General features: G+C 58.1%; 24 protein-coding genes. 15 read left to right on the plus strand and 9 right to left on the minus strand.

Annotated features, from left to right (window positions below):
• Window positions 1-49: 49 nt before the first annotated feature.
• The 3 genes from WFP06_RS01640 to WFP06_RS01650 form a co-directional block, all read right to left on the minus strand.
• The gene (locus WFP06_RS01640) at window positions 50-298 is read right to left on the minus strand and encodes a zinc-finger domain-containing protein (RefSeq protein WP_336985520.1); all 249 of its coding nucleotides are present in this window, start codon (window positions 296-298) and stop codon (window positions 50-52) included.
• A 64-nt stretch (window positions 299-362) separates the two neighbouring features.
• Window positions 363-956 carry a DUF4402 domain-containing protein gene (locus WFP06_RS01645; RefSeq protein ID WP_336985521.1) on the minus strand — a complete coding sequence of 198 codons (594 nt, stop codon included), beginning with the start codon at window positions 954-956 and terminating at the stop codon, window positions 363-365.
• Between the two features lie 106 nt (window positions 957-1,062).
• Entirely contained in the window at window positions 1,063-1,632 is a 570-nt protein-coding gene (locus tag WFP06_RS01650) for a DUF4402 domain-containing protein (RefSeq protein WP_336985522.1), read from the minus strand.
• Window positions 1,633-1,754: 122 nt separating this feature from the next.
• On the opposite strand from WFP06_RS01650, the gene WFP06_RS01655 reads away from it, so the two are divergent.
• Window positions 1,755-2,699 (plus strand): ABC transporter ATP-binding protein, encoded by a 945-nt coding sequence (locus tag WFP06_RS01655; protein ID WP_336985523.1) that lies wholly within the window; start codon window positions 1,755-1,757, stop codon window positions 2,697-2,699.
• On the opposite strand, the gene WFP06_RS01660 is transcribed toward WFP06_RS01655, so the two are convergent.
• Entirely contained in the window at window positions 2,674-2,865 is a 192-nt protein-coding gene (locus tag WFP06_RS01660) for a hypothetical protein (protein WP_336985524.1), read from the minus strand. The genes WFP06_RS01655 and WFP06_RS01660 overlap by 26 nt on opposite strands.
• 113 nt (window positions 2,866-2,978) lie before the next feature.
• On the opposite strand from WFP06_RS01660, the gene nadB reads away from it, so the two are divergent.
• From nadB to WFP06_RS01675, 3 genes are all read left to right on the plus strand, one after another.
• Entirely contained in the window at window positions 2,979-4,565 is a 1,587-nt protein-coding gene (gene nadB / locus WFP06_RS01665; protein WP_336985525.1) for an L-aspartate oxidase, read from the plus strand.
• Window positions 4,566-4,651: 86 nt separating this feature from the next.
• The gene (locus WFP06_RS01670) at window positions 4,652-5,536 is read left to right on the plus strand and encodes an alpha/beta fold hydrolase (protein WP_336985526.1); all 885 of its coding nucleotides are present in this window, start codon (window positions 4,652-4,654) and stop codon (window positions 5,534-5,536) included.
• Between the two features lie 153 nt (window positions 5,537-5,689).
• The gene (locus WFP06_RS01675) at window positions 5,690-7,375 is read left to right on the plus strand and encodes a serine hydrolase domain-containing protein (RefSeq protein ID WP_336985527.1); all 1,686 of its coding nucleotides are present in this window, start codon (window positions 5,690-5,692) and stop codon (window positions 7,373-7,375) included.
• A 7-nt stretch (window positions 7,376-7,382) separates the two neighbouring features.
• On the opposite strand, the gene WFP06_RS01680 is transcribed toward WFP06_RS01675, so the two are convergent.
• Entirely contained in the window at window positions 7,383-7,922 is a 540-nt protein-coding gene (locus WFP06_RS01680) for a hypothetical protein (RefSeq protein ID WP_336985528.1), read from the minus strand.
• 517 nt (window positions 7,923-8,439) lie between these two features.
• On the opposite strand from WFP06_RS01680, the gene WFP06_RS01685 reads away from it, so the two are divergent.
• Both WFP06_RS01685 and WFP06_RS01690 read left to right on the plus strand, forming a co-directional pair.
• On the plus strand, window positions 8,440-10,518 hold the full coding sequence (locus WFP06_RS01685; protein WP_419716209.1) for a ribonucleoside-diphosphate reductase subunit alpha: 2,079 nt from the start codon (window positions 8,440-8,442) through the stop codon (window positions 10,516-10,518).
• Between the two features lie 77 nt (window positions 10,519-10,595).
• Window positions 10,596-10,790, plus strand: coding sequence for a hypothetical protein (locus WFP06_RS01690; RefSeq protein WP_336985529.1), 195 nt, complete (start codon window positions 10,596-10,598; stop codon window positions 10,788-10,790).
• A 97-nt stretch (window positions 10,791-10,887) separates the two neighbouring features.
• Here the strand turns inward: WFP06_RS01690 and WFP06_RS01695 are convergent, their stop codons facing one another.
• Window positions 10,888-11,112: a DUF2171 domain-containing protein gene (locus WFP06_RS01695; RefSeq protein ID WP_336985530.1), complete on the minus strand. Its 225-nt coding sequence runs from the start codon at window positions 11,110-11,112 to the stop codon at window positions 10,888-10,890.
• Between the two features lie 199 nt (window positions 11,113-11,311).
• Between WFP06_RS01695 and WFP06_RS01700 the strand changes: the two genes are divergently transcribed.
• Window positions 11,312-11,701, plus strand: a complete 390-nt coding sequence (locus WFP06_RS01700; protein ID WP_336985531.1) for a PepSY domain-containing protein — start codon at window positions 11,312-11,314, stop codon at window positions 11,699-11,701.
• Window positions 11,702-11,728: 27 nt separating this feature from the next.
• On the opposite strand, the gene WFP06_RS01705 is transcribed toward WFP06_RS01700, so the two are convergent.
• Window positions 11,729-12,013: a hypothetical protein gene (locus WFP06_RS01705; protein WP_336985532.1), complete on the minus strand. Its 285-nt coding sequence runs from the start codon at window positions 12,011-12,013 to the stop codon at window positions 11,729-11,731.
• A 334-nt stretch (window positions 12,014-12,347) separates the two neighbouring features.
• Between WFP06_RS01705 and WFP06_RS01710 the strand changes: the two genes are divergently transcribed.
• The 3 genes from WFP06_RS01710 to WFP06_RS01720 are packed head-to-tail and all read left to right on the plus strand — an operon-like array spanning window position 12,348 to window position 15,315.
• Complete coding sequence (locus tag WFP06_RS01710; RefSeq protein ID WP_336985533.1) at window positions 12,348-13,409, plus strand: ribonucleotide-diphosphate reductase subunit beta; 1,062 nt, start codon at window positions 12,348-12,350, stop codon at window positions 13,407-13,409.
• Between the two features lie 53 nt (window positions 13,410-13,462).
• Window positions 13,463-14,425 (plus strand): DNA cytosine methyltransferase, encoded by a 963-nt coding sequence (locus WFP06_RS01715; RefSeq protein WP_336985534.1) that lies wholly within the window; start codon window positions 13,463-13,465, stop codon window positions 14,423-14,425.
• Complete coding sequence (locus tag WFP06_RS01720; protein WP_336985535.1) at window positions 14,422-15,315, plus strand: NaeI family type II restriction endonuclease; 894 nt, start codon at window positions 14,422-14,424, stop codon at window positions 15,313-15,315. The genes WFP06_RS01715 and WFP06_RS01720 overlap by 4 nt, the downstream gene beginning before the upstream one ends.
• Here WFP06_RS01720 and WFP06_RS01725 read toward each other — a convergent pair.
• Both WFP06_RS01725 and WFP06_RS01730 read right to left on the minus strand, forming a co-directional pair.
• The gene (locus WFP06_RS01725; RefSeq protein ID WP_336985536.1) at window positions 15,312-15,896 is read right to left on the minus strand and encodes a thermonuclease family protein; all 585 of its coding nucleotides are present in this window, start codon (window positions 15,894-15,896) and stop codon (window positions 15,312-15,314) included. The two genes, WFP06_RS01720 and WFP06_RS01725, sit on opposite strands and share 4 nt — an antisense overlap.
• A 479-nt stretch (window positions 15,897-16,375) precedes the next feature.
• Complete coding sequence (locus tag WFP06_RS01730; protein WP_336985537.1) at window positions 16,376-16,981, minus strand: thermonuclease family protein; 606 nt, start codon at window positions 16,979-16,981, stop codon at window positions 16,376-16,378.
• Window positions 16,982-17,150: 169 nt separating this feature from the next.
• Between WFP06_RS01730 and WFP06_RS01735 the strand changes: the two genes are divergently transcribed.
• The 5 genes from WFP06_RS01735 (at window position 17,151) to WFP06_RS01755 (ending at window position 21,067) form a co-directional block, all read left to right on the plus strand.
• Window positions 17,151-18,056 (plus strand): sulfotransferase domain-containing protein, encoded by a 906-nt coding sequence (locus WFP06_RS01735; RefSeq protein WP_336985538.1) that lies wholly within the window; start codon window positions 17,151-17,153, stop codon window positions 18,054-18,056.
• Window positions 18,057-18,109: 53 nt separating this feature from the next.
• On the plus strand, window positions 18,110-19,018 hold the full coding sequence (gene argB, locus WFP06_RS01740) for an acetylglutamate kinase (protein WP_419716210.1): 909 nt from the start codon (window positions 18,110-18,112) through the stop codon (window positions 19,016-19,018).
• A 74-nt stretch (window positions 19,019-19,092) separates the two neighbouring features.
• A complete protein-coding gene (locus tag WFP06_RS01745) occupies window positions 19,093-19,386 on the plus strand; it encodes a YggT family protein (RefSeq protein WP_336985539.1) in 294 nt (97 codons plus the stop codon).
• A complete protein-coding gene (folD, locus tag WFP06_RS01750; RefSeq protein ID WP_336985540.1) occupies window positions 19,383-20,279 on the plus strand; it encodes a bifunctional methylenetetrahydrofolate dehydrogenase/methenyltetrahydrofolate cyclohydrolase FolD in 897 nt (298 codons plus the stop codon). Before WFP06_RS01745 ends, folD begins: the two co-directional genes overlap by 4 nt.
• Window positions 20,276-21,067, plus strand: coding sequence for a hypothetical protein (locus WFP06_RS01755; RefSeq protein WP_336985541.1), 792 nt, complete (start codon window positions 20,276-20,278; stop codon window positions 21,065-21,067). The genes folD and WFP06_RS01755 overlap by 4 nt, the downstream gene beginning before the upstream one ends.
• Window position 21,068 lies beyond the last annotated feature (1 nt).

The raw sequence follows: 21,068 nt of genomic DNA on the forward strand, positions 1-21,068 counted from the left end.
TGTCTCCTTGAAAGCGGAGAGCCTATCATATCAGGCTGAACCGCTGCTGTCAGGATGCTGCCGAGCTGATATCGCGCAGTCCTGACTGGTCCGCCCCATCTGCGGGGCCGCCCTTCAGGATAAATCGCTTGTCGCAATATCCGCAGTCGACATAGCCATGTTCGTCGATTTCCAGCCAGACGCGCGGATGCCCCAGCGCGGACGGCGAAAATCCGCTGCCGCGCCGGATGGCGACCGCGCCGTCGCATTGGACGCGGCGGGTTTCGACAAGGGCGGTTTCAGGTGGCGGTATCGACATGGATGCCGCGATAATCGCTGCCAGTCATCCGCGCAATAGCAACCGCGCCAGACAGGCAGGGTATTTATTTGTAATCGAGCCGGACCTCGAAGCTGCCCGAATAAACGCCCGGGGCCTGATTGGCGCCGACATTCAACGTGCCCCCGACACGGAAGGCAAAGACGCCTGATGGGCTTAATATCTCGTACCGCACGAAACCCTTACCCTTGCCGCTCTGCACCAGCATCGGATCGCCATCGACCACGAAGCGGGTGACAGTCATGGCCGTACCCGGACCGGTTAGCGGGATGCTGTCGCCCGGCGGCAGTTTTATGCGGACAGTCTGCCGCGGGTCTCCTGCGCCGGTAAACAGGGCTGGTTGGCATTCATTGACATGGATTAATCCGGCGCTCGGGGTGCAAGTGGCCGTGGCTGTAGGCACCATCACCACCGTTCCGGCGACGGGACCGGCTATACTGCCGAAATCCATGTCTTTCGCTTTGGTAATCGTCAATGCGCCGATAACCGAAACTTCGCTTTGTCCGGCGGCGGTATCCAGGCTCTGCGCGTGCACCGGTGCGGCTACCAGAACCGCCGCGATGGCGCCCATGGCAAGCGTGCGCGCAAGCCGCGCGGCAACGCCCGAAAGGCGCAGCGTGCCGATATTGGTGTGTTCCATATTCTGACTTTTACCCCGCATTGTCTGAAGGGGGCATAAGTCACTATGGTTACTATCGGGTTTACCGGCGCCGTTCACTGTCCGGCCCGGCCAGTATTGCCTGCACTCAATTATACTCGACCGTGACTTCAAACTCGCCGGAGTAAATGCCGGGCGCCTGATTTGCCGCAACCAGCAACTGCCCGCCCACACTGAATGCAAAGGCGCCATCGACACTGAAATTGTTCATCGCCGTGAAATTGCGCGTCAGCGCTGTCTGCGGTGTTGTGCCCGCGCGCAACCGGCGAAGGCGCATGGTTTCGGTTCCTCCATCGCGGGTCAGGTCGTAGAAGTTACGGTCAAGCTTTATGACCATGCCCTGATCGCCAACCCCGGCCCCCTCGAATTCGGCAGGCTGCGTCGTCCCGGAAAGGACCAGAATACCCCCGGTTGTGAGGATGGTGCCGTTCGGCCGCAAGGTTATGATGCCATCGATCGTCCCGGGCACAATTTTGCCGAAATCGAGGTCCTTGACCTTGATCAGCGTAAGCGGGACGACCACAATCGTCTCCGCTTCGGCAGAGGAAGTCTCCTCCGCCTGTGCCGGTGCTGTTGTAATGGCCAGAGCCCCTGCGATTAACATCGCGCTGCGCCCTGCATATGCCGCATATGCGGCAATCTGATGTGTCCCTGTCATGATGCCGCACTAATGGCCATTTCTGAAACCGTGATGAGCAGATCTGGTAACCAGCGTCTTAACCCGCAGGGCTGCGTTCAGCGCTCTTTACCTGCGCGCAACACTGCCCCAATGGACGTTTGATGACCACAGAAGCTGCCATTTCGATCCGCAATCTCGTAAAACGCTATGCCGGACAGGGCGGCGATCCTGGCAAGCTGGCGCTGGACGATGTCAGTTTCGATGTCCCGCAAGGCGGGATTTTCGGACTGCTTGGCCCGAACGGCGCGGGCAAATCCACGCTGATCAACATCCTCGCCGGGCTGGTTAACAAGACCGGCGGCGAGGCTGAGATATGGGGTTTCGACATCGACAGCCAGCGCCGCAATGCGAAGGCAAGTATCGGGATCGTCCCGCAGGAAATCGTTTTCGATCCTTTTTTCACACCGTTTGAAGTGCTGGAAAACCAGTCCGGCCTGTACGGTGTTCCCAAATCCCGGCGCAGAAGCGAGGAATTGCTCAAGGCTGTTCACCTGTTTGACAAGCGTGATGCCTATGCCCGCACATTGTCAGGCGGGATGAAACGCCGCCTGCTGATCGCCAAGGCGCTGGTCCATTCGCCGCCGATTATCGTGCTGGACGAACCGACAGCGGGTGTCGATGTCGAACTGCGCCGCCTGCTGTGGGAAATGATCACCGACCTCAACCGCAAGGGCGCGACTGTTGTGCTGACCACGCATTATCTGGAAGAGGCCGAGCAGTTGTGCGACCGCATCGCAATTATCAATCACGGCAAACTGATCGCAAACAAGCCGACCCGGGACATGGTGGATATGGCACGCGAGAAGATTGTGGTGCTTTCGGTCGATCGCGATCTGGATGCGGCACCATCACACGAGGCATTCGTCAACAGCGAGCTGACCGGAGACCGGACAGTCGAAATCACTTACAACAAAGACAGCATGACAGCGGGGCAGATACTCAGCATTGTTCAGGCGCTGGGCTTTGCGATCGAGGATGTCACCACCCGCGAAGCCGATCTGGAAGATGTCTTCGTCTCGCTTACCAACGCTGGCGCTTCAGCCTGACATTGGCCGACGGGTGCCGGTCGCGCACCCAGTCATTATTGCCGCGGCGCTGGATAGCCATGCCGCAGCGTTTGCAGTGGCCGACCAGTTCGCCATGCGCCTGGCGCACATGGTTGCGGCGGGGTTTGTGCCTGCCGAACAGGCATAGCGGGAAAAGGATGTTCATTATGTGCGACTCCGAAGCCCCCGGATACACCCCCGACCATGTCGCGCGCCTGGCGATAAATTGGCAAGCCCTTTTACATTGAAGCGTGCGCTTTCTGCGGCCATTACGCTGAAATGACTGCAACCCAATATGATGTCCTCGTGATCGGATCCGGCGCTGCCGGCCTGACTGCTGCGCTTGCTCTGGCCCAAACCAGGAAAGTTCTGGTGCTGGCGAAGGGCTCGCTCACCGGCGGCAGCACCGCGTGGGCGCAGGGCGGCATCGCGGCGGTGCTGGATGCGGGCGATACATTCGACAACCATATCCGCGATACGATGGTGGCGGGCGCGGGACTGAACCGGCTGGAAACGGTCGAGTTTGTGATCGAACGCGCACCGCGCAGTATCGACCGGCTGGTTGAACTGGGCGTGCCGTTCAACAAGCAGTCCGATGATCTTCATCTGACGCGCGAAGGCGGTCACTCGCACCGCCGGATCGTCCATGTCAATGATGCAACGGGGTGGGCGGTGCAGGAAGCCTTGCTGAACGCCGCCGATGCCAATCCCAACATCACGATGCTGGCGGGCCGCACCTGTGTCGATTTGATCACCGGCCGTAACGCCGAAAAATACTCCGGCTCGGGCCGCGTCTGGGGCGCTTATGCGCTTGATACCGAGACCGGAAAGGTCGAATCCCATGTCGCCAAGGCGACCGTGCTGGCGGCTGGCGGCGCTGGGCGCTGCTATCTGTTTTCCACTGCGCCGCGCGGCGCAACGGGTGACGGGATCGCTATGGCATGGCGCGCGGGGGCACGGGTTTCGAACATGGAATTCATGCAGTTTCACCCGACCTGTCTGTATAATGTCGATGTCAAAAACTTCCTCATCACCGAGGCTGTTCGCGGCGAGGGCGGGCATTTGCTGCATCCCGAAACGGGCCACCGCTTCATGAGCGATTACGATCCCGAACGCATGGAACTGGCCCCGCGCGACGTGGTTGCCCGCGCTATCGACGACCAGATCAAACGCTACGGCCTCGACTTCGTGCATCTGGATATCAGCCATCAGCCGCCCGAATTCGTGAAGGAACATTTCCCCACGATCCACGAAAAACTGATGGGGCTGGGCATCGATATGACGGAACAGCCGATTCCGGTGGTGCCCGCGCAGCATTATACTTGCGGCGGGGTGCTGATCGATCTGGAAGGCCGGACAGATCTGCCGGGCCTGTATGCAGCGGGCGAAGTCACCGAAAGCGGCCTCCACGGGGCGAACCGGCTGGCATCGAACAGCCTGCTCGAATGTTTCGTTTTCGGCGAAGCATCGGCGGCCAGCATCCTTGAGAATTGGGACAGCTTCGACGCGCCGCCCGCAATCCGCCCATGGGATGAAAGCCGCGTGACCGATTCCGACGAAGAGGTCGTGATCAAACAGAACTGGACCGAAATCCGCCGCTTCATGTGGAACTATGTCGGGATCGTGCGGACGACCAAACGGCTCGAACGGGCCAGCAACCGGATCGATCTGCTGCGCAAGGAAGTGGAAGATTACTACGGCAGCTTCCGCGTGACGACCGACCTCATCGAATTGCGCAATTTGCTGCAAGCCGCCGAACTGATCGTCGCCTCGGCCCTGCGCCGCCACGAAAGCCGCGGTTTGCATTACACGCTGGATTATCCCGAAACCGATTCCAAAGCGCGCGATACGGTGTTGGTGCCTTGATTACACCGCGCTGCACCCTGTTTGCCCGCTCTGGACATTCGGGACCAATGCGGTGATCTAGCATTCAAGTCTCGCAAGGAAACCTGATGCCCCAGATTACCGCCAACAATATCGCCCTCGAATACGAAGAATATGGCGACAAAACAGCGCCGCCGATGTTGCTGGTCATGGGACTGGGCGCTCAATTAACCTTGTGGCCGATGGAGCTGGTCGAGGCATTGGTCGAGCGCGGTTACCGCGTGATCCGTTATGACAATCGCGACATCGGGCTGAGCCAGAAGATGGAAGATGCGGGCAATCCGTCGATCCCCTGGACGGTGATCAAGGCGCGCTTCGGGATCAAGCCCAAGGTGCCTTACACTTTGTCCGACATGGCAGCCGATGCGGTCGGCCTGCTTGATGCGCTTGATATCGACAAGGCGCATATCGTCGGCGCGTCGATGGGCGGAATGATTTCGCAGCTGATCGCGGCGGAATATCCCGATCGTGTGCTGTCGCTGACATCCGTCATGTCCACCACCGGACACCGCAAGCTGCCGCCCGCCAGGAAAGAGGCGTTCAAGGCGCTGACCACGCGGCCCGCCAACACCGATGTCAAAACCATGATCGAGCACGGGCTGTATATCTCCCGCTCCATCGGCAGTCCCGGCTATCCGGCGGACGAAGCGCGTCTGCGCGAAAGGGCCGAGATCAATTTCAAACGCAGCTATTATCCAGCCGGGATGGCGCGCCAGATGGCCGCGATTATCGCTGACGGTGACCGCCGCGAAAGGCTGGCCAAAGTCACCGCGCCCACGCTGGTGGTTCACGGCGAAGCTGACCCGCTGGTAACTGTCGAAGGGGGCCATGATACCGCCAGGTACATCCCCGGCGCGAAGCTGAAAACCTTCCCCGGCATGGGCCATGATCTGCCGCTGGAGCTGGTCGAACCCATGGCCGACGCAATCGCGGAACACGCATCGGCGGCCTGAACGCGCTGAACCCGCTGACCCCGGCCTGATCCCGCTGATCCCGGCCTGAAAATTTGATGTCATTCGGCGAACGTCATCCGCGCTTCGTCGCGGGGGCGCTTGCTCTGTAAAATGAGTGTGTTAGTTTTATAGGGCAGTCATAGGGGAATTCAGATGTTTTCGCGAAAAACGGTCATTATCGGCGCCGCAATGATCGGCGCGAGCTTGCTGCCAACCGCCGCTTTTGCCGCAGATGATGATATTGCCGCGCAGGTCGCGGCATTGCTCGAAAAATCCTATCCGGCAGAAGGGCCCGGTGCAGCGATCATCGTTACCGATAATGGCGACGTGGTGTATTCTGGCGGGCAAGGCCTTGCCAATGTCGAAGCGGGTACGCCGATTTCACCCGACACCGTGTTCCGCCTCGCTTCAATTTCCAAACAATTTGCCGCTGCAACCGTTTTGCGATTGGCAGAACAGGGCAAACTTTCGCTCGGCGACCCGCTATCGAAATTCCTGCCCGATTATCCTGCGCCGGGGGCTGATGTCACCGTACGCCAGTTGCTGAACCATACGTCGGGCATCCAATCCTATACCGGGATCGCCGGCTGGATGACAGAAGCCAACACCAGTCAGGTCATGACGACTAACGAACTGATTGCCGAGTTCAGCGACCTGCCTGCCAATTTCCCCGCCGGTCAGGCGTTCCTGTATAATAACAGCGGCTATGTCCTGCTTGGCGCAATCATCGAGAAGGTTACCGGAAACACGTGGCACGGCGCCATTGTCGATCAGATTGCCAGGCCGCTCGGGCTTGGCTCGATTGCCGGTTTCCATGATGAATCCGCGCTGCCCGGGATGGCAACCGGCTACTCGGTCGATAACAATGGCGCCGTTGTCGTCGCGCAAAAAATCCATGCCGATGTGCCGCATGCCGCCGGTGGCCTGCGCGGGACAGTGCGCGATCTGGCGAAATGGGCTGCCGCGCTCCATGGCGGCAAAGTGATCGGTGATGCGTCTTACAAGATGATGATTGCGCCGACAGTTCTGCCTGACGGCAAAACCGAAAATTATGGCTTCGGCATCGCGCCATCCAAATTGCGCGGGGCAGACGCCATCGGGCATAGCGGCGGCATTTTCGGTTTTACGACCGACAGTATCTATCTGCCCGAAGAAGACGTGTTCGTGGCTGTTTTCGTCAATAGCGATGCGCCGCCGGTTGGCGCGGGCACCTTGATGACCCGCGCAGCAGCAATTGCGATCGGCAGGCCGTTTGCAGAATTCACTGCCGTCGATCCCGATCTGGCAGAGCTGGCTGACAAATTCGGCGTGTACCGGATCAATGAAACGGACACCCGCACATTTTATGAGCGCGGCGGCAAGCTGTTCACGATGCGCAGCGGCAATTCCGCAAGCGAGATATTCGCCACAGATGACGGCACATTTTTCTATGGCCCCGATAGCCTGACGTGGTTTCGCATAAGCACCGACAAGGCCGGCCAGCAGGTTATGGAAATGCACCAGAACGGCGCAGATGAGGCAGAGCTTGCCGTATATGAAGGCCCGATTGTCGAGGATGAACTGGCGATTGTGCCGCGCGCGATTCTGGAAACCTATGTCGGCACATATACGACAATTGCCGGGCCAATGGTGGTCACGTTGTCCGATGCCGATGTGCTGTCGGGCAAGCTGGGCGGACAGTCGCCCATTCCGCTCGCTCCACTCAGCGATACCAAATTCAAAGTCACGGCCGTCGATGCGACAGTCACTTTCACTTCGGAAGGTGGTGCGGTGACCGGATTGGTCATCGAACAAGGCGGCCAGCAAATTCCCGGCGAACGTGTATCCGAAGCAGACTAACGCCAGATCACGACTGCCGCTTGCAGCGCCTCGTTTCCGCACCGGAAGCGGGGCGCGTCCAGATGATCTCCAGGACAGGTATTCCGGGTATTGTTCCGCCAGTCGCGATAGCCTCGGGCTGATCGATCGCGAACAAACAATTGCGCGTTTGGGCCAGCCGCCTGATCGCAGACAATGCATTGCCGTAACTGTCATGTCCTGCTGGCAATGATACGAAGCTGCCAGCGGTCCCGCCTGACGGAGGATAGAAAGCGTCATCGGCAAACAATGTGCTGTCGGGCAGATATACCGTATATCTACCGCGCATGATCCATCCGGTCATACTCTTCGAGGGCGTAATCGCTTCCAAGCGTGCGTCAGCCCGGAGCAGAAGCATGGATGTACGGGTCAGAGCCATGATCTCCGGATCGCGGCTTGGATAATTATCGACATAGGTGATCTGCTGGCTGCGACGTTTTATCCAATCCAGGTCCGCACCGCACAGCACGATGATCAGACAAACCAGTGCCAACCGCTTGTTGGTGTTGAACCGGAAGGACGGTTTCAAGAATCGTTACCCTGCATTTGGTGATCAACGGAACAAGCGCCGCGAACGATCCCGAGCAGTAATATTTCACACCCTGATTCGAATGATTCAAAACCCGCCGCGAACACTTTTCCGCAAAAATTTTTTTACCGGATTCATTTCACCCCTTGCGCGATTCAAGACCCTAGGCTTTCCGGCGCGTCGCGGCGTTGCAACAATGTAATACACCCGCGCGCCGTAAGGTTAATGCCGATTTACCCTCTTGCATCGCGATTCCACTTTGAGCACTATGGCTATGGGCCAGACGTTGGGGGACCTACTAGATACTGTTACCGAGTGTGATGCGCCAGATTCGCGTCCTCGGGCAGATTCGGGTGGTCAAACCCCATCATTGCACCCGACCGGGGAAAGAAAGGGGATAAGTTTTTCCCCTCTGCAGGGCCGGCTCATGGTAGGCAGGACAACAGTCCGCCGAATCGAACGAAAGCGGAACAGCGGTGCGGGCAAGCGCGTTGTTCGAACAGGACGGGACGAGTTGATGGAATTCAGAACTGGGGACGATGCGGCGATGGGGCTGGATCAGGAAAACGACACTGCGGTTACAGACAGCCAGGCTGCCAGGACAGTTTCCGGCAGCGCGTCCGATAAAACGCCCAAGGGCAAGAAAGCACAAGCGGCAATGACGATGGATAGAGACGACATGGGTAGCGACGGGCTTGTGGCAGAAAAGGCTGGCGAGGCACTGGCCGGCGCCATGAAACAAGCGGTCAAGGTCGAGGATGACAGCAAGCGCGTAAACGCGCGCCGTTTTGCTGTCGTGACCGATGAAACGCGCGATGCCTTGCTGACCGAATTCGGCAAGGAAACGCTGATCGACCGCTATCTGCTTCCGGGCGAGAATTTTCAGGATCTGTTCGCCCGTGTGGCCGATGCCTATGCCGATGATCAGGAGCATGCCCAGCGGCTGTATGATTATATTTCGCGTTTGTGGTTCATGCCCGCAACGCCCGTGCTGTCCAATGGCGGCACCGGGCGCGGCCTGCCGATCTCGTGCTATCTGAACTCCGTTTCAGACAGCCTCGACGGCATTGTGAACACCTGGAACGAAAATGTCTGGCTTGCTTCCAAGGGTGGCGGCATCGGTACCTATTGGGGCAATGTCCGCGGGATTGGCGAGCCGGTTGGTCTGAACGGCAAGACCAGCGGTATCATCCCGTTCGTGCGCGTGATGGACAGTCTGACGCTGGCAATTTCGCAAGGTTCGCTGCGCCGCGGATCGGCAGCGTGCTATCTCGACGTATCGCACCCTGAAATCGAGGAATTCCTCGAAATCCGCAAGGCATCGGGCGACTTCAACCGCAAGGCGCTGAACCTGCACCACGGCGTGTTGCTGACCGACAAGTTCATGGAAGCGGTCCGCGCGGGCGAGAAGTTTGACCTGCTGTCGCCCAAAACGGGCGAAGTGCGCGCCACCGTCGATGCGCGGGCCCTGTTCCAGAAACTGGTCGAAACCCGTCTGGCAACGGGTGAACCCTATATCGTGTTCAGTGACACGGTGAACCGCATGATGCCCAAGCATCACCGCGAGCTCGGCCTCAAGGTTTCGACCTCCAACCTCTGCAGCGAAATCACGTTGCCGACGGGCATCGACCATCTCGGTAATGACCGTACGGCGGTATGCTGCCTGTCTTCGCTCAATCTCGAGAAATGGGATGAGTGGAACGAGGACAAGACCTTTATCGAAGATGTCATGCGGATGCTCGACAATGTCCTGCAGGATTACATCGACCGTGCGCCGGCCGAAATGGCCCGTGCGAAATATTCCGCCATGCGCGAACGCAGCGTGGGCCTGGGCGTCATGGGGTTCCACTCCTTCCTCCAGTCCAAAAACATTACGCTAGAAGGATCCATGGCGAAGGTCTGGAACCTGAAGATGTTCAAACACATCAGCGGCAAGGCCGAAGAAGCCTCGCTGATCCTGGCCAAGGAACGCGGCCCCTGTCCCGACGCGGAAGAAACCGGCGCGATGGAACGGTTCAGCTGTAAAATGGCGATCGCACCGACCGCATCGATCAGCATCATTTGCGGCGGCACCAGCGCGTGTATCGAACCAATTCCGGCGAATATCTATACGCACAAGACGCTGTCAGGCAGCTTCGTAGTAAAGAACCCCTATCTGGAAAAACTGCTGCGCGATAAATCGAAGGATTCGACCAACGTGTGGAATTCGATTCTCGAAAATGGCGGCTCGGTCGCGCATCTCGATTTCCTGAGCGACGAAGAAAAGGCCACCTTCAAAACCAGTTTCGAAGTCGATCAGCGATATTTGCTCGAATACGCCGCCGACCGCGCGCCATTCATCGATCAGGCACAAAGCCTCAACCTGTTTATCCCGGCCGATGTGGACAAGTGGGATCTGGCAATGCTGCATTTCCAGGCATGGGAAAAAGGCATCAAGTCGCTTTATTACCTACGCTCGAAATCGATCCAGCGCGCCGGTTTCGCCGGCGGTTCGGGGGGCGGTGTGGAAGCCGATAACACTGCCGAAGCCGCAAGGATCGAGCTTGCGGCGGTAGCACCGCAGACCGATTACGAAGAATGCCTCAGCTGCCAATGATGTGGCTTGGCATCTTCGGGCCGCGATGCGGTTACCGGTCAGGCTCGAAAAACCGCGGGAAGTAACCCTGTGCCGATATGGCCACGCTGACATTCTATATCTTCGCGATTATCCTGCTTGCCATCCTCGGCTTCGTGATGTGGAGCGGTGTAGGCGCCAAGCGGAAAACGCTGGGGCGCGGGTTTGGTCTGATGGCATTTGTCGCCGCGGCATGGCTGGCGATGGAGCTATACGACATCCTCACCTTAACCGGATTTGGAGATAAGGCATAAATTCGAACCCCCGACCTCACGTTCCTGTTTCCAGGTCAGTGAGGCCGGGGGCCCTATTGCTACTGTCCTTGCGGAGGAGTAGAAACCGGTCGGGTGCTTAGGCCTTTACGCCCGGCGGGATCGTCGCGTCCGCCTTCATATAAATGCGATTATCGTCGATCTTCTCGATGTCGTCGATTTTGAGGAAGTGATGTGCATTGTCATCGCTGTCCGATTTGGTCAGCTTGATCGCATCATCCTTAACATGATCGACAGTGCCGATATGCTGACCCTTGCAATCGGTAACTTCCATGTGTTCCTTGATTCGTAGCTTCTCGAACATAATTTCCTCTTTCGTTTTCAATTACCTATGCCTAATCAATGGTTGGGGCGTTCAGTCGTTCCGCAGTTCATCGCGGATGATGCACGGCTGGTTTCGGCAACGCCGGACCCCGCAAAAAATCGCGCGTGCAATCCCCTCTTGCCCCAAATATTCTTTACTCTATGGGCTCTGGCAAACGGTTCGTACCTAAGGATTTCTCTTGCGCAAATGGCACCGCTGGCTGTCGGTCTTTTTCGGCATTTTCCTGTTTTTCATCGCAACGACCGGCTTGCTTAGCCAGGCCGCTGATCTGTGGCCGCAGCCTGAATTGACTGCGGCGCAGCTTGCGACGCAGGAACCGCCAGCCGGCTTCGTATGTCCCGGGGGCTGGAACTGCCGCCCGCCAACAACCGATACCGGCATCGCATCATGGAAGGGATTTTTCCACCACATCCATTCGGGCGAGGAGTTTGGACCTGTCGGCATCGCGATCTCGATCCTGTCAGGCGTCGCGCTGCTTTTTTTCAGCTTCAGCGGGCTGTGGATGTATGTGCGTATGTGGTCTGCGCGCAAAACCGGCGGCGGCAATGGCGGGATGTTCTGGAAGTAGCGCCGGGGAAGGCGCCATGCTGCCGCGCTACTTTTTTTCGGGTTTTTCGGGATTGGCGACCGGCTGCGTTTTCTTCGATGGCAGCTTCGGCGCGTCTTCCGCCTTCTTGTTCATCGAATCGGGTGTGTTGACCTCATATTGGTCATAGGCCTCGCCGCTGCGCCCATCGGACTGGTACTGCTGCCCGGGGGAGGCAAAATCGCCTCCGTCGCGCGCACTCAATTCTCCTCGTTCGGTACGCTGCAAATCGCCGATGTCGATACCGTATTGCTGGCATTCGGTGCCGGGCTGGTTCAGATCATATTGCGCCATAGCTGCACTCCCACTTGCGATTGTCGGGCAGTGATTTGCCCGGTTAACCGGCTTCACCCTCTGTCCAATCCAACGGCTATGCGGGCCGATAAGTTCCCCGTCCGCCTGTTTCACGGCGCGCGATATCGCGGGTTAAGGCCCTTATCCCCAGAACGCGTGCGGCAAATGTTTAGCCATCACCCGCAACTGCTCTAGGTTCGAACCTCGAATCGGGGGATGCCCGCCAGATCACTGGCGCGCTGGCAATTTTTTGCAAAATTCCCATATAAAAGATTCACAAATGCAATTCAGGATGGCACTACAGATAGCTGTCCACCACTCGCGGAGATACCAGATGTCGTTGCTCGAAGCCCGGAAGACCTACAAGCCCTTCGAATATCCCTGGGCTTATGACTTCTGGAAACGCCAGCAACAGATCCACTGGATGCCCGAAGAAGTTCCGCTGGGCGAAGACTGCCGCGACTGGGCGCAGAACCTCAGCGATCACGAGCGTAACCTGCTCACGCAAATCTTCCGCTTCTTCACCCAGGCCGATATCGAGGTGCAGGATTGCTACCACGAAAAATACGGCCGCGTGTTCAAACCCACCGAAATCAAAATGATGCTCGCCGCGTTTTCCAATATGGAAACGGTGCACATCGCGGCCTATTCTCATCTGCTCGACACGATCGGCATGCCCGAAAGCGAATATGCCATGTTCCTCGAATATGAGGAAATGAAGGCCAAGCACGATTATCTGCAGGAATTCGGCGTCGATACGGACGAGGATATTGCCCGCACGCTGGCGATGTTCGGCGGCTTCACCGAAGGGCTGCAACTGTTCGCCAGCTTCGCGATGCTGATGAACTTCCCGCGCTTCAACAAGATGAAGGGCATGGGCCAGATCGTCAGCTGGAGCGTGCGCGACGAAAGCCTGCACTGCGAAGGCATCATCAAGATGTTCCATGCTTTCTGCGAGGAACGCCAGTGCCTGACCAAATCGGTCAAGGAAGACATTATGGATGCCTGTCAGAAAACTGTGCGTCTGGAAGACAACTTCATCGATCTGGCGTTCAGCGATGGCCCCGTGCCCGGCATGACCGCGAAAGAAATCAAGAAATACATCCGCTACATCGCCGACTGGCGCCTGCAGCAGCTGGGTCTGCCCGCGATTTACATGGTGGAAGACCACCCGCTACCATGGCTCGCCCCGCTATTGAACGGTGTGGAACACGCCAACTTCTTCGAAACCCGCGCAACCGAATATTCAAAGGGCGCAACCAAGGGCAACTGGCAAGACGTCTGGTCCAGCTTCGACAACCGCAAAAAAGCAAAAGCGGGCGACGAGGCTAATGACGAAGTGGTTGATGACGGACCGGGCCTGTTTGAGGATAGCGGGACGGTGGCTGCGGAGTAGTTCTTGACGAGAACGAAGTAAGAACATAGCAATGCGATCAGAGGGAGTATCGCATGCATTCGATTGAATTTTGTGCTGGCGCTGGCGGACAGGCGCTCGGTCTTGAACAGGCCGGGTTCCGTCATGAGGCTTTGGTCGAGATCGAGCCTGAATTTGCGAAAACTCTGAGGCTAAACCGTCCAGAATGGGATGTACGCGCAACGGACATGGCCGAATTTGATGGCCGTCCTTTCAAAGGCGTTGAACTTTTAACAGCGGGCTTGCCTTGCCCCCCTTTCTCGGTTGCCGGGAAGCAACTTGGTGAGAAAGACGAACGCAACCTCTTCCCTGCCGCGCTGCGACTAATTGATGAAATTAGGCCGAAGGCGGTAATGATCGAGAATGTGCGTGGCTTTCTCTCGGCAGTTTTTGAGGACTACAGAAAACAACTCCGCACCCAACTCTCTAAGCTTGGATATAAAACGGAATGGAGATTGCTCAATGCGTCAGATTTTGGCGTGTCGCAGCTACGTCCACGGGTTGTCATTGTAGCGATCCGAAATGACTTGGTTGATGCCTTTGAATGGCCTGAGGTCCAGCCGCACAATCCACCTTCGGTCGGGCAGCTTCTTCACGACCTTATGAAAGAGGATGGCTGGCGCGGAGCGGATAAGTGGGCAGCACAGGCCAGCGATATCGCGCCAACCCTTGTTGGTGGTTCCAAAAAACATGGTGGACCTGACCTTGGGCCGACCCGAGCACGCAAGGCATGGGCATCGCTGGGTGTTGAAGGCAAGAGTTTGGCCAATGCTCCGCCTGAACGCGATTTCGTAGGGATGCCGCGACTGACTCTTCGAATGGCTGCACGGGTCCAGGGGTTTCCGGACGATTGGCAGTTCTCGGGCGGTAAGACTGTGAGCTATCGACAAATCGGCAATGCATTTCCGCCACCAGTTGCAAGGGCTGTTGCCAAGAATTTACGGATAGCTCTTGGCGTCAACCGAACAATTTCTGCCGCTAATTTTAAAGCCGCATGACCCATTTGGGAGGCATTCAGCGGTTTCCCGTCGCGGCTGAACATCAAGACTTTGATCATCTACAAAAGTTAGAGTCAGACTTGTTGGAGGCTGTGGGCGGATGGCAGGCTTTTGAAGAAAAGCTGCGCGGATTTTTCAGGTCAGCAATTGATGAGGTGATTGATACGGCCCGTACCGGACGATTCTTTTTCTCGGATCTGGAAAAGACGGAGAAGACTTATCTGGGTACCAAATTTGAGATCATTCTCCGCGATTGGTTGGGCGTTCCGAAAGGAGTAAAGCTTGATCTGCTGATCGGCGGTGAGGAAGTCGATGTAAAAACGTCTACATCCGCTGCGAGAGGCGGTTGGATGATTCCACCAGAGGCATTTGAGCAATTATGCATTCTAATCAAAGTGAACGAGCTCAAAGCACGATGTGATTTTGGCCTTGTCCGCGCGCGATCTGATTATCTGCGGAGCAGTAGTAACCGGGACTCGAAGACTGGGTTGTCGGCTTCCGGAATGGCAAATATTTGGTGGATGGCTAAAGATTTTGGATACACGCCGAACTTTTGGAGTTTGACAACTGCAGACGACCGTACAGCTATTATGACGGGCGGCGGTAAGCGTCGGCTCGCGACACTGTTTGAAAGGTTCCAAGGCGTAGGGATCTCTCGCATCCAGATTGAAGCAGTGGCCTCGCAGGACGACTTCATGAAACGTCTTCGGAAGAATGGGGGCGCTCGTGATCTTCTCTCTCCGAAAAATATCGCGGTTCTTTATTCTGAGATAGATGCGCCCGTGATGAGAGAATTGGGCATCGCCTTTGGATCGCGTGAATTTGTTTCTTATCAGGCGAAAACGTCAGCTGAAATTGCTCTCCTGAAAAGTGCGGGCCATTTGGATTAGCCACACCAAGCAATACGCTTCCCGCCCCATTCCTCGGCCAAACCTTCATCCACCAGCACATCACCAACACTTACGCCGCCGCGTTCGGCCACTCTTAGCAGCCGGTCGTAGCGGTCGCGGTTGGGGGTGCCGGGTGGGCGGGTGAGGGTGAAGCTACCTTCATTGAGCAGCGCCTGCATCCGGTCCGTCGCCTGATCGCCGAGTGATTTCTCGCGGTCGCAGCCAGCATTGCCCACTTCGGGCGTGTCGATATCGGCGATCCTAATCTTCTCGCCGCGGTACCAAATCGTGTCGCCGTCCACAATGCAGTTGCTCCGCGATCCGAAAGCGCATTTGCTGAACTTTGCGGTGACCACTGTGCCGCCGTTCTCACTGCTTGCAATTGGTTCGCTTGCCTCGCCCGGCGGACCCGCACCCCACATAAAAACTGCAGTGAACACGCCAAGCGGCAATGCAGCGAAGAGCAGCATATTTAGAGGGGTGAGCCAGCCTATGTCCTCCTGCTTACCGGCGTGGCCATAGGCCGCTGACCCGGTCCATTTGGAGCGCGCTTGCCGGCGAAAAGGAACGATCTTGCCCATTGCGGCAGATTACCGCAGCTATGGTTTGCACTTCGTAAATGGGTGGGCGCTTGGTTCGGGCGCGAGTTAGTGGGGCAGCGCCAAGGTTCCGGGTGCTTGATTGTTGGTGTCTAACGTGAGGTGATGAGTTTTTGTTTTTTGTCCCTTCGGGACGCCTCAAGCGCCGGGCGCGGCCCATCCGGGCCGCTTGGCTACGCGCCAAAAAGGCGCGGCGGCCAGTCGGCCTATGATTGCCGTGACCACGGTTCGGGTGTTAGCCGGATAGCTTGGAATGCTCGGTTTCTGACCAAGAAACCGAAAGGCCGACCGGCCGCCCGAGCTTATGCGAGGTAGGCAAGGGATGCGGATGCATCCCGCCCGCCGCTTGAGGGCCTAAACAAAAACCCCAACATCCGGCCCAACTCACCCGCGCTATCATTCACGCGCCCCTTGCAACCCGCGCCATACCTCAAGACCAGTCACTTTGAGCCGCACCCGATCTACCTGCACCAGTAAATCCGCTCGCCGCCCCACACTTCGGCCAATCCTTCCGCCACCAGCGTATCGCCCACGCTAACGCCGCCGCGCTGGGCCACTCTTAACAATCTTTCATAGCGGTCGCGGTTGGGAGTTCCGGCGGGGCGGGTTAGCGTAAAATCACCTTCGTTGAGCAGCGCCTGCATCCGGTCGGTTGCGCGGTCGCCCATTTCTTTCTCGCGCGCACAGCCGGGTTTGCTTACCTCCGGCGTGTCGATATCGGCGATGCGGATCTTCTCTCCGCGATACCGGATCGTGTCGCCATCGATGATGCAATTGTCGCGCGCTCGGGCCGAACAGCGATGAAACTGTGCATCAACCAGGACCGTATCGTCCGCCGCGGCAAATCCGCCATCCGCCCCGCTCCGCCCGAAATTGAGCAGCGCAACTCCCAACAGAACTGCCCCAAGGAAAAACGGCAGGCCCAGAAACAGCGCGCTTCTGCGCGGCGACTTGCGACCATAATTGAACTTGGGCTGTTTGATCCGGGCGTATTTGCGCGGTGCCGGCCGGGCCCGCTTATCTGTCCGGCGCTTTTTTCGTACGTCGTATTTGTCGTTCCAGGCCATGGATTTGTGTAGCGAATTGTCCGCGCGCGTTCAAACGCCCCGTGGCAAAATATTGCTGCGCGGCAACATGGCGTTTTGCCATAACGCACCGGTGCCCGAATTGGGGGGGCATTGCGGCTGCGACCGAATTTTGCGACTGTGCGGTCGGGGCGCGTGGACGGGGGACAGGATGATGGAAAACGCAAATGGCCGGGCGCGATCGGTCGAACAGTTTATTGCGCTGCAAGGCCGGATGGCGCCTCCGGTCGGCGAGGAAACGGGCTACAAACCCTACGCCCCGCAGCCGGGCGATGTGTTCATCACCAGCTGGGCGAAAAGCGGCACCACGCTGATGCAGCAGATGTTCCACCAGCTCCGCACCGCCGATCGCGGCGGCGACATGGATTTTGACGATATCAGCCGGGTGTTGCCGTGGAATGATACGGCGGAAATGCTCGGCTTCGATATGACCGCGCCGCAGCCCGCCATGCCGCGCGGTTTCAAATCGCACAGACATTACGAAGGGCTGCCGGCAGGGATGCGCTACATCGTATCGCTGCGCGAGCCGAAGGACACGTTTGTCTCGTTCTACCGCTTCATGAACGGCTGGCATATCGAAGACGGCGCGATACCGATGGCTGAATTCCTGCCGATATGGATGAGCGGCGGGCCCGGCGGGGTCGATTATTTCACCCATTTGCTCAGCTGGTGGAACAGGCGGAATCAAACCGATACGCTGCTGACAACTTACCGCGCGGTGGTGCAGGACCGGCCTGCCGCGATCCGCGGTATGGCGCAGTTTCTTGGTCTGGAAGTCACCAGCGAGGCGCTGGCAATGATCGAACAGCGCACCAGCCGCGAATTCATGTTCGAACATAAGGACCGCTTCGACGATGCGATGGTATGCGCTATGATGGAAAGGCGGGTGGGCATCCCTGCCGCCAGCGATTCCACCAAAGTGCAAGCGCAGGGCAGCGATCCGGAAATGATCCCCGCACAAGTGGCCGACGCAATCGACGCGATGTGGGCGCAGCGGATCGCGCCGGTTACAGGTCACACCGGTTTTGCAGCGCTCGAGGCGGAACTGGCGGACTAACGTCACGCTTCCCTGACAGGCGAGGGCGCGCTAGTTGCGGCACCGCACAACAAATGAGGAACCGCGCAATGGGCGCCGCCGACGACACTATCCGCAACAAGGCCGCCGTATTGATCGAGGCGCTGCCATATTTCCAGCGCTATGCGGGACGCAGCTTTGTCGTGAAATACGGCGGTCACGCGATGGGCGATGCCGATGCGGCGCGTGATTTTGCAGAGGACATCGTGCTGCTCAAGGCAGTCGGTATCAATCCGGTGGTGGTGCACGGCGGTGGCCCACAAATCGGTGCAATGCTCAAAAAGCTGGGGGTAGAAACCAGCTTTGTGGACGGCTTGCGGGTGACCGACAAGGCCACCGCCGAAGTGGCTGAGATGGTGCTGTCCGGCGCGATCAACAAACAATTGGTCAGCTGGATTGCCAGAGCGGGCGGCAAAGCCATCGGCATTTCGGGCAAGGACGGCAACATGGTCACCGCGCGCAAGCTGCAGCGCACCACCCGCGATCCCGAGAGTAACATCGAGCGGGTGCTTGACCTGGGATTTGTGGGTGAGCCCGACCATGTTGACACGACTATTCTGGAAACAGCCAGCGCATCAGGCATGATCCCCGTCATCGCGCCGATTGCAACCGACGCGCAGGGTAACACCTACAACATCAACGCCGATACAATGGCCGGCGCTGTCGCGGCGGCACTGGGTGCTGCGCGGTTGTTTCTCCTGACCGATGTGAAAGGCGTGCTGGACAAGCAGGGCAATTTGCTGACCGATCTGAAACCGGCCGATATCCAGAAATTACGCATAGATGGCTCTATAAGCGGGGGTATGATTCCCAAACTCGAAACATGCGTCCATGCCGTCGAGGCAGGTTGTGAGGCCGCGGTTGTGCTGGATGGCCGTGTACCCCATGCCATGCTGCTGGAATTCTTTACTTCCAGCGGTGCAGGCACGCTGATCAGTGCTTGATCGGCACGAGGTGCTTTGCAAGCGTGACACACCCCGCTAATATGGTTGCAATCCCCCGTGAAAGGTAATTTTCAGTGCTGCTAATAACTTTAATCCAGATCATCGATATGCTGGTGAACGTGCTGGTCATGCTGATTATCGTGCAATTTGTGATCGGACTGCTGTTTGCGTTCAATGTGATCAATGCGAGCAACGAATTCATGGTATCGGTCTATCGGTCGATCAATTCGCTGCTGGAACCGGTGCTTGGCCCGATCCGCCGCTTGATGCCTTCGACCGGCTCGATAGATTTCTCCCCGTTGGTGCTGATTATCATTCTCAATGTACTGCTGATTATCCTCACGAATATCGCCCGATCCGCGGTATGACCGCGGAAATTATCGACGGCAAAGCGTTTGCATTGTCATTGCGTGAGCGGGTCGGGGAAATAGCAGCCACATTTGCAAAGCAGACAGGCCGCAAGGCCGGTCTGGCGGTTGTGCTGGTGGGCGAAGATCCGGCCAGTAACGTTTACGTCCGTTCCAAAGGCAAGGCGACGCTGGCTGCCAATATGAACAGTTTCGAGCATCGCCTGCCCGAAACGGCAAGCGAGGCAGAATTGCTTAATCTGGTCGAGCGGTTGAACAACGATCCTGCTGTGGACGGGATCCTGGTTCAGCTGCCGCTGCCCGGTCATCTCGATGAACAAACCGTCATAGCCGCAATATCTCCCGACAAGGATGTCGATGGGTTCCACGTGACGAATGCCGGGCGGCTGGCGGTCGGGCAGACGGGATTTGTACCTTGCACGCCGCTGGGTTGTATCATGTTGCTGACCGACAGGCTGGGCGATCTGTCAGGGCTGGACGCTGTGGTTGTGGGACGCTCCAACATCGTCGGCAAGCCGATGGCGCAATTGTTGGTCCAGCAAAACGCGACGGTAACGCTTGCGCACAGCCGGACAAAAAACCTGCCCGAGGTCGTGCGCCGCGCCGATATCGTCATCGCCGCCGTCGGCCGCGCCGAAATGGTCAAGGCTGACTGGCTAAAACCCGGAGCGACCGTAATCGATGTGGGTATCAACCGGCTTCCTGCGGCTGAGGGTGAAACCAAAGGCCGGCTGGTGGGCGATGTCGCATTCGAGGAGGCCAGCCAAGTGGCCGGCGCGATCACCCCGGTACCCGGCGGCGTGGGCCCGATGACGATTGCGGTACTGCTGCGCAACACTCTGGTGGCCGCCTATCGCAACGCAGGTTTGACGCTTGCGGATGATGCGCTGTGAAAATCGCCACCGCCACCGCCACCGCCACCGCCATCGCCGCTTGCGCTGCACTCGCTCTGGCCGGATGCGCGGGCGGGGGTAATCAGGGCAAAGCACGCGCGCAGGCAAATCAGGTGCTCGACCAGCTGAAACCCATCGCTGACCCGGGGCGGGTGGCGGCAGACGATCTGACGTTTGCCCGCGAAGCCCGCTTGGCAGGTATCGCGCGGGCCATCGATGATCATGCCGCCATCGCGGCGAAGGCGAGGATAAACGGATCTCCCTATCCAGCCGAACGCTGGATGATCCCGTCATCGGGGAAACAGACAGTCATTTGGGCTCCGCGGCTTGTGTGGTCCAGCTGCGATGGCTCGCTGGCGGTCACGACCGGCGTGTTCGCGCGTGAAGGTGCAAACTGGGGCCGCTATGCAAATGTGTGGGAACGGCAGGAAACCCGCGAATATGTGCTGACTTACAGCTTTGGCTTACCGGACGCGGATCTGACACGATTGAGGCGGGCACGGCCAGCTGACCAGACTGCGCCGGAGAACGAGATCGTGGTCGAGGGGTTGGACTTCATCGACGGAAAGGTGGCCGATTGCACGACCCCCCCGGTGGTTCAGCCAGCCGGGACGCCCGATGCAAATATTCTTGGCGCAGCAAGCGGCGCTGCGCGCGACTCGACGCTGCGCTGGTTTGTGACCTTCCTGAAAGACGGAAGCGCGCGTTTTACCAGCTATGTCTGGAACGGCTCTGCATGGGATAATGTGCAGCAATTGCCTCTTTCACCGTCCGGGAGTACCGGCTGAT

The organism is Altererythrobacter aquiaggeris, assembly GCF_037154015.1.
In the GTDB taxonomy this organism is placed as follows: Bacteria; Pseudomonadota; Alphaproteobacteria; order Sphingomonadales; family Sphingomonadaceae; genus Aestuarierythrobacter; species Aestuarierythrobacter aquiaggeris.

Excerpts from the sequence above, each read along its gene's own strand:
- WFP06_RS01725 (WP_336985536.1), bottom strand. The coding sequence starts at position 15,896 with ATGGGCAAGATCGTTCCTTTTCGCCGGCAAGCGCGCTCCAAATGGACC.
- WFP06_RS01735 (WP_336985538.1), top strand. The coding sequence starts at position 17,151 with ATGATGGAAAACGCAAATGGCCGGGCGCGATCGGTCGAACAGTTTATT.
- WFP06_RS01675 (WP_336985527.1), top strand. The coding sequence starts at position 5,690 with ATGTTTTCGCGAAAAACGGTCATTATCGGCGCCGCAATGATCGGCGCG.
- nadB (WP_336985525.1), top strand. The coding sequence starts at position 2,979 with ATGACTGCAACCCAATATGATGTCCTCGTGATCGGATCCGGCGCTGCC.
- WFP06_RS01660 (WP_336985524.1), bottom strand. The coding sequence starts at position 2,865 with ATGAACATCCTTTTCCCGCTATGCCTGTTCGGCAGGCACAAACCCCGC.
- argB (WP_419716210.1), top strand. The coding sequence starts at position 18,110 with ATGAGGAACCGCGCAATGGGCGCCGCCGACGACACTATCCGCAACAAG.
- folD (WP_336985540.1), top strand. The coding sequence starts at position 19,383 with ATGACCGCGGAAATTATCGACGGCAAAGCGTTTGCATTGTCATTGCGT.
- WFP06_RS01640 (WP_336985520.1), bottom strand. The coding sequence starts at position 298 with ATGTCGATACCGCCACCTGAAACCGCCCTTGTCGAAACCCGCCGCGTC.
- WFP06_RS01650 (WP_336985522.1), bottom strand. The coding sequence starts at position 1,632 with ATGACAGGGACACATCAGATTGCCGCATATGCGGCATATGCAGGGCGC.
- WFP06_RS01710 (WP_336985533.1), top strand. The coding sequence starts at position 12,348 with ATGTCGTTGCTCGAAGCCCGGAAGACCTACAAGCCCTTCGAATATCCC.
- WFP06_RS01715 (WP_336985534.1), top strand. The coding sequence starts at position 13,463 with ATGCATTCGATTGAATTTTGTGCTGGCGCTGGCGGACAGGCGCTCGGT.
- WFP06_RS01670 (WP_336985526.1), top strand. The coding sequence starts at position 4,652 with ATGCCCCAGATTACCGCCAACAATATCGCCCTCGAATACGAAGAATAT.
- WFP06_RS01730 (WP_336985537.1), bottom strand. The coding sequence starts at position 16,981 with ATGGCCTGGAACGACAAATACGACGTACGAAAAAAGCGCCGGACAGAT.
- WFP06_RS01690 (WP_336985529.1), top strand. The coding sequence starts at position 10,596 with ATGGCCACGCTGACATTCTATATCTTCGCGATTATCCTGCTTGCCATC.
- WFP06_RS01705 (WP_336985532.1), bottom strand. The coding sequence starts at position 12,013 with ATGGCGCAATATGATCTGAACCAGCCCGGCACCGAATGCCAGCAATAC.
- WFP06_RS01720 (WP_336985535.1), top strand. The coding sequence starts at position 14,422 with ATGACCCATTTGGGAGGCATTCAGCGGTTTCCCGTCGCGGCTGAACAT.
- WFP06_RS01695 (WP_336985530.1), bottom strand. The coding sequence starts at position 11,112 with ATGTTCGAGAAGCTACGAATCAAGGAACACATGGAAGTTACCGATTGC.
- WFP06_RS01655 (WP_336985523.1), top strand. The coding sequence starts at position 1,755 with ATGACCACAGAAGCTGCCATTTCGATCCGCAATCTCGTAAAACGCTAT.
- WFP06_RS01685 (WP_419716209.1), top strand. The coding sequence starts at position 8,440 with ATGGAATTCAGAACTGGGGACGATGCGGCGATGGGGCTGGATCAGGAA.
- WFP06_RS01645 (WP_336985521.1), bottom strand. The coding sequence starts at position 956 with ATGGAACACACCAATATCGGCACGCTGCGCCTTTCGGGCGTTGCCGCG.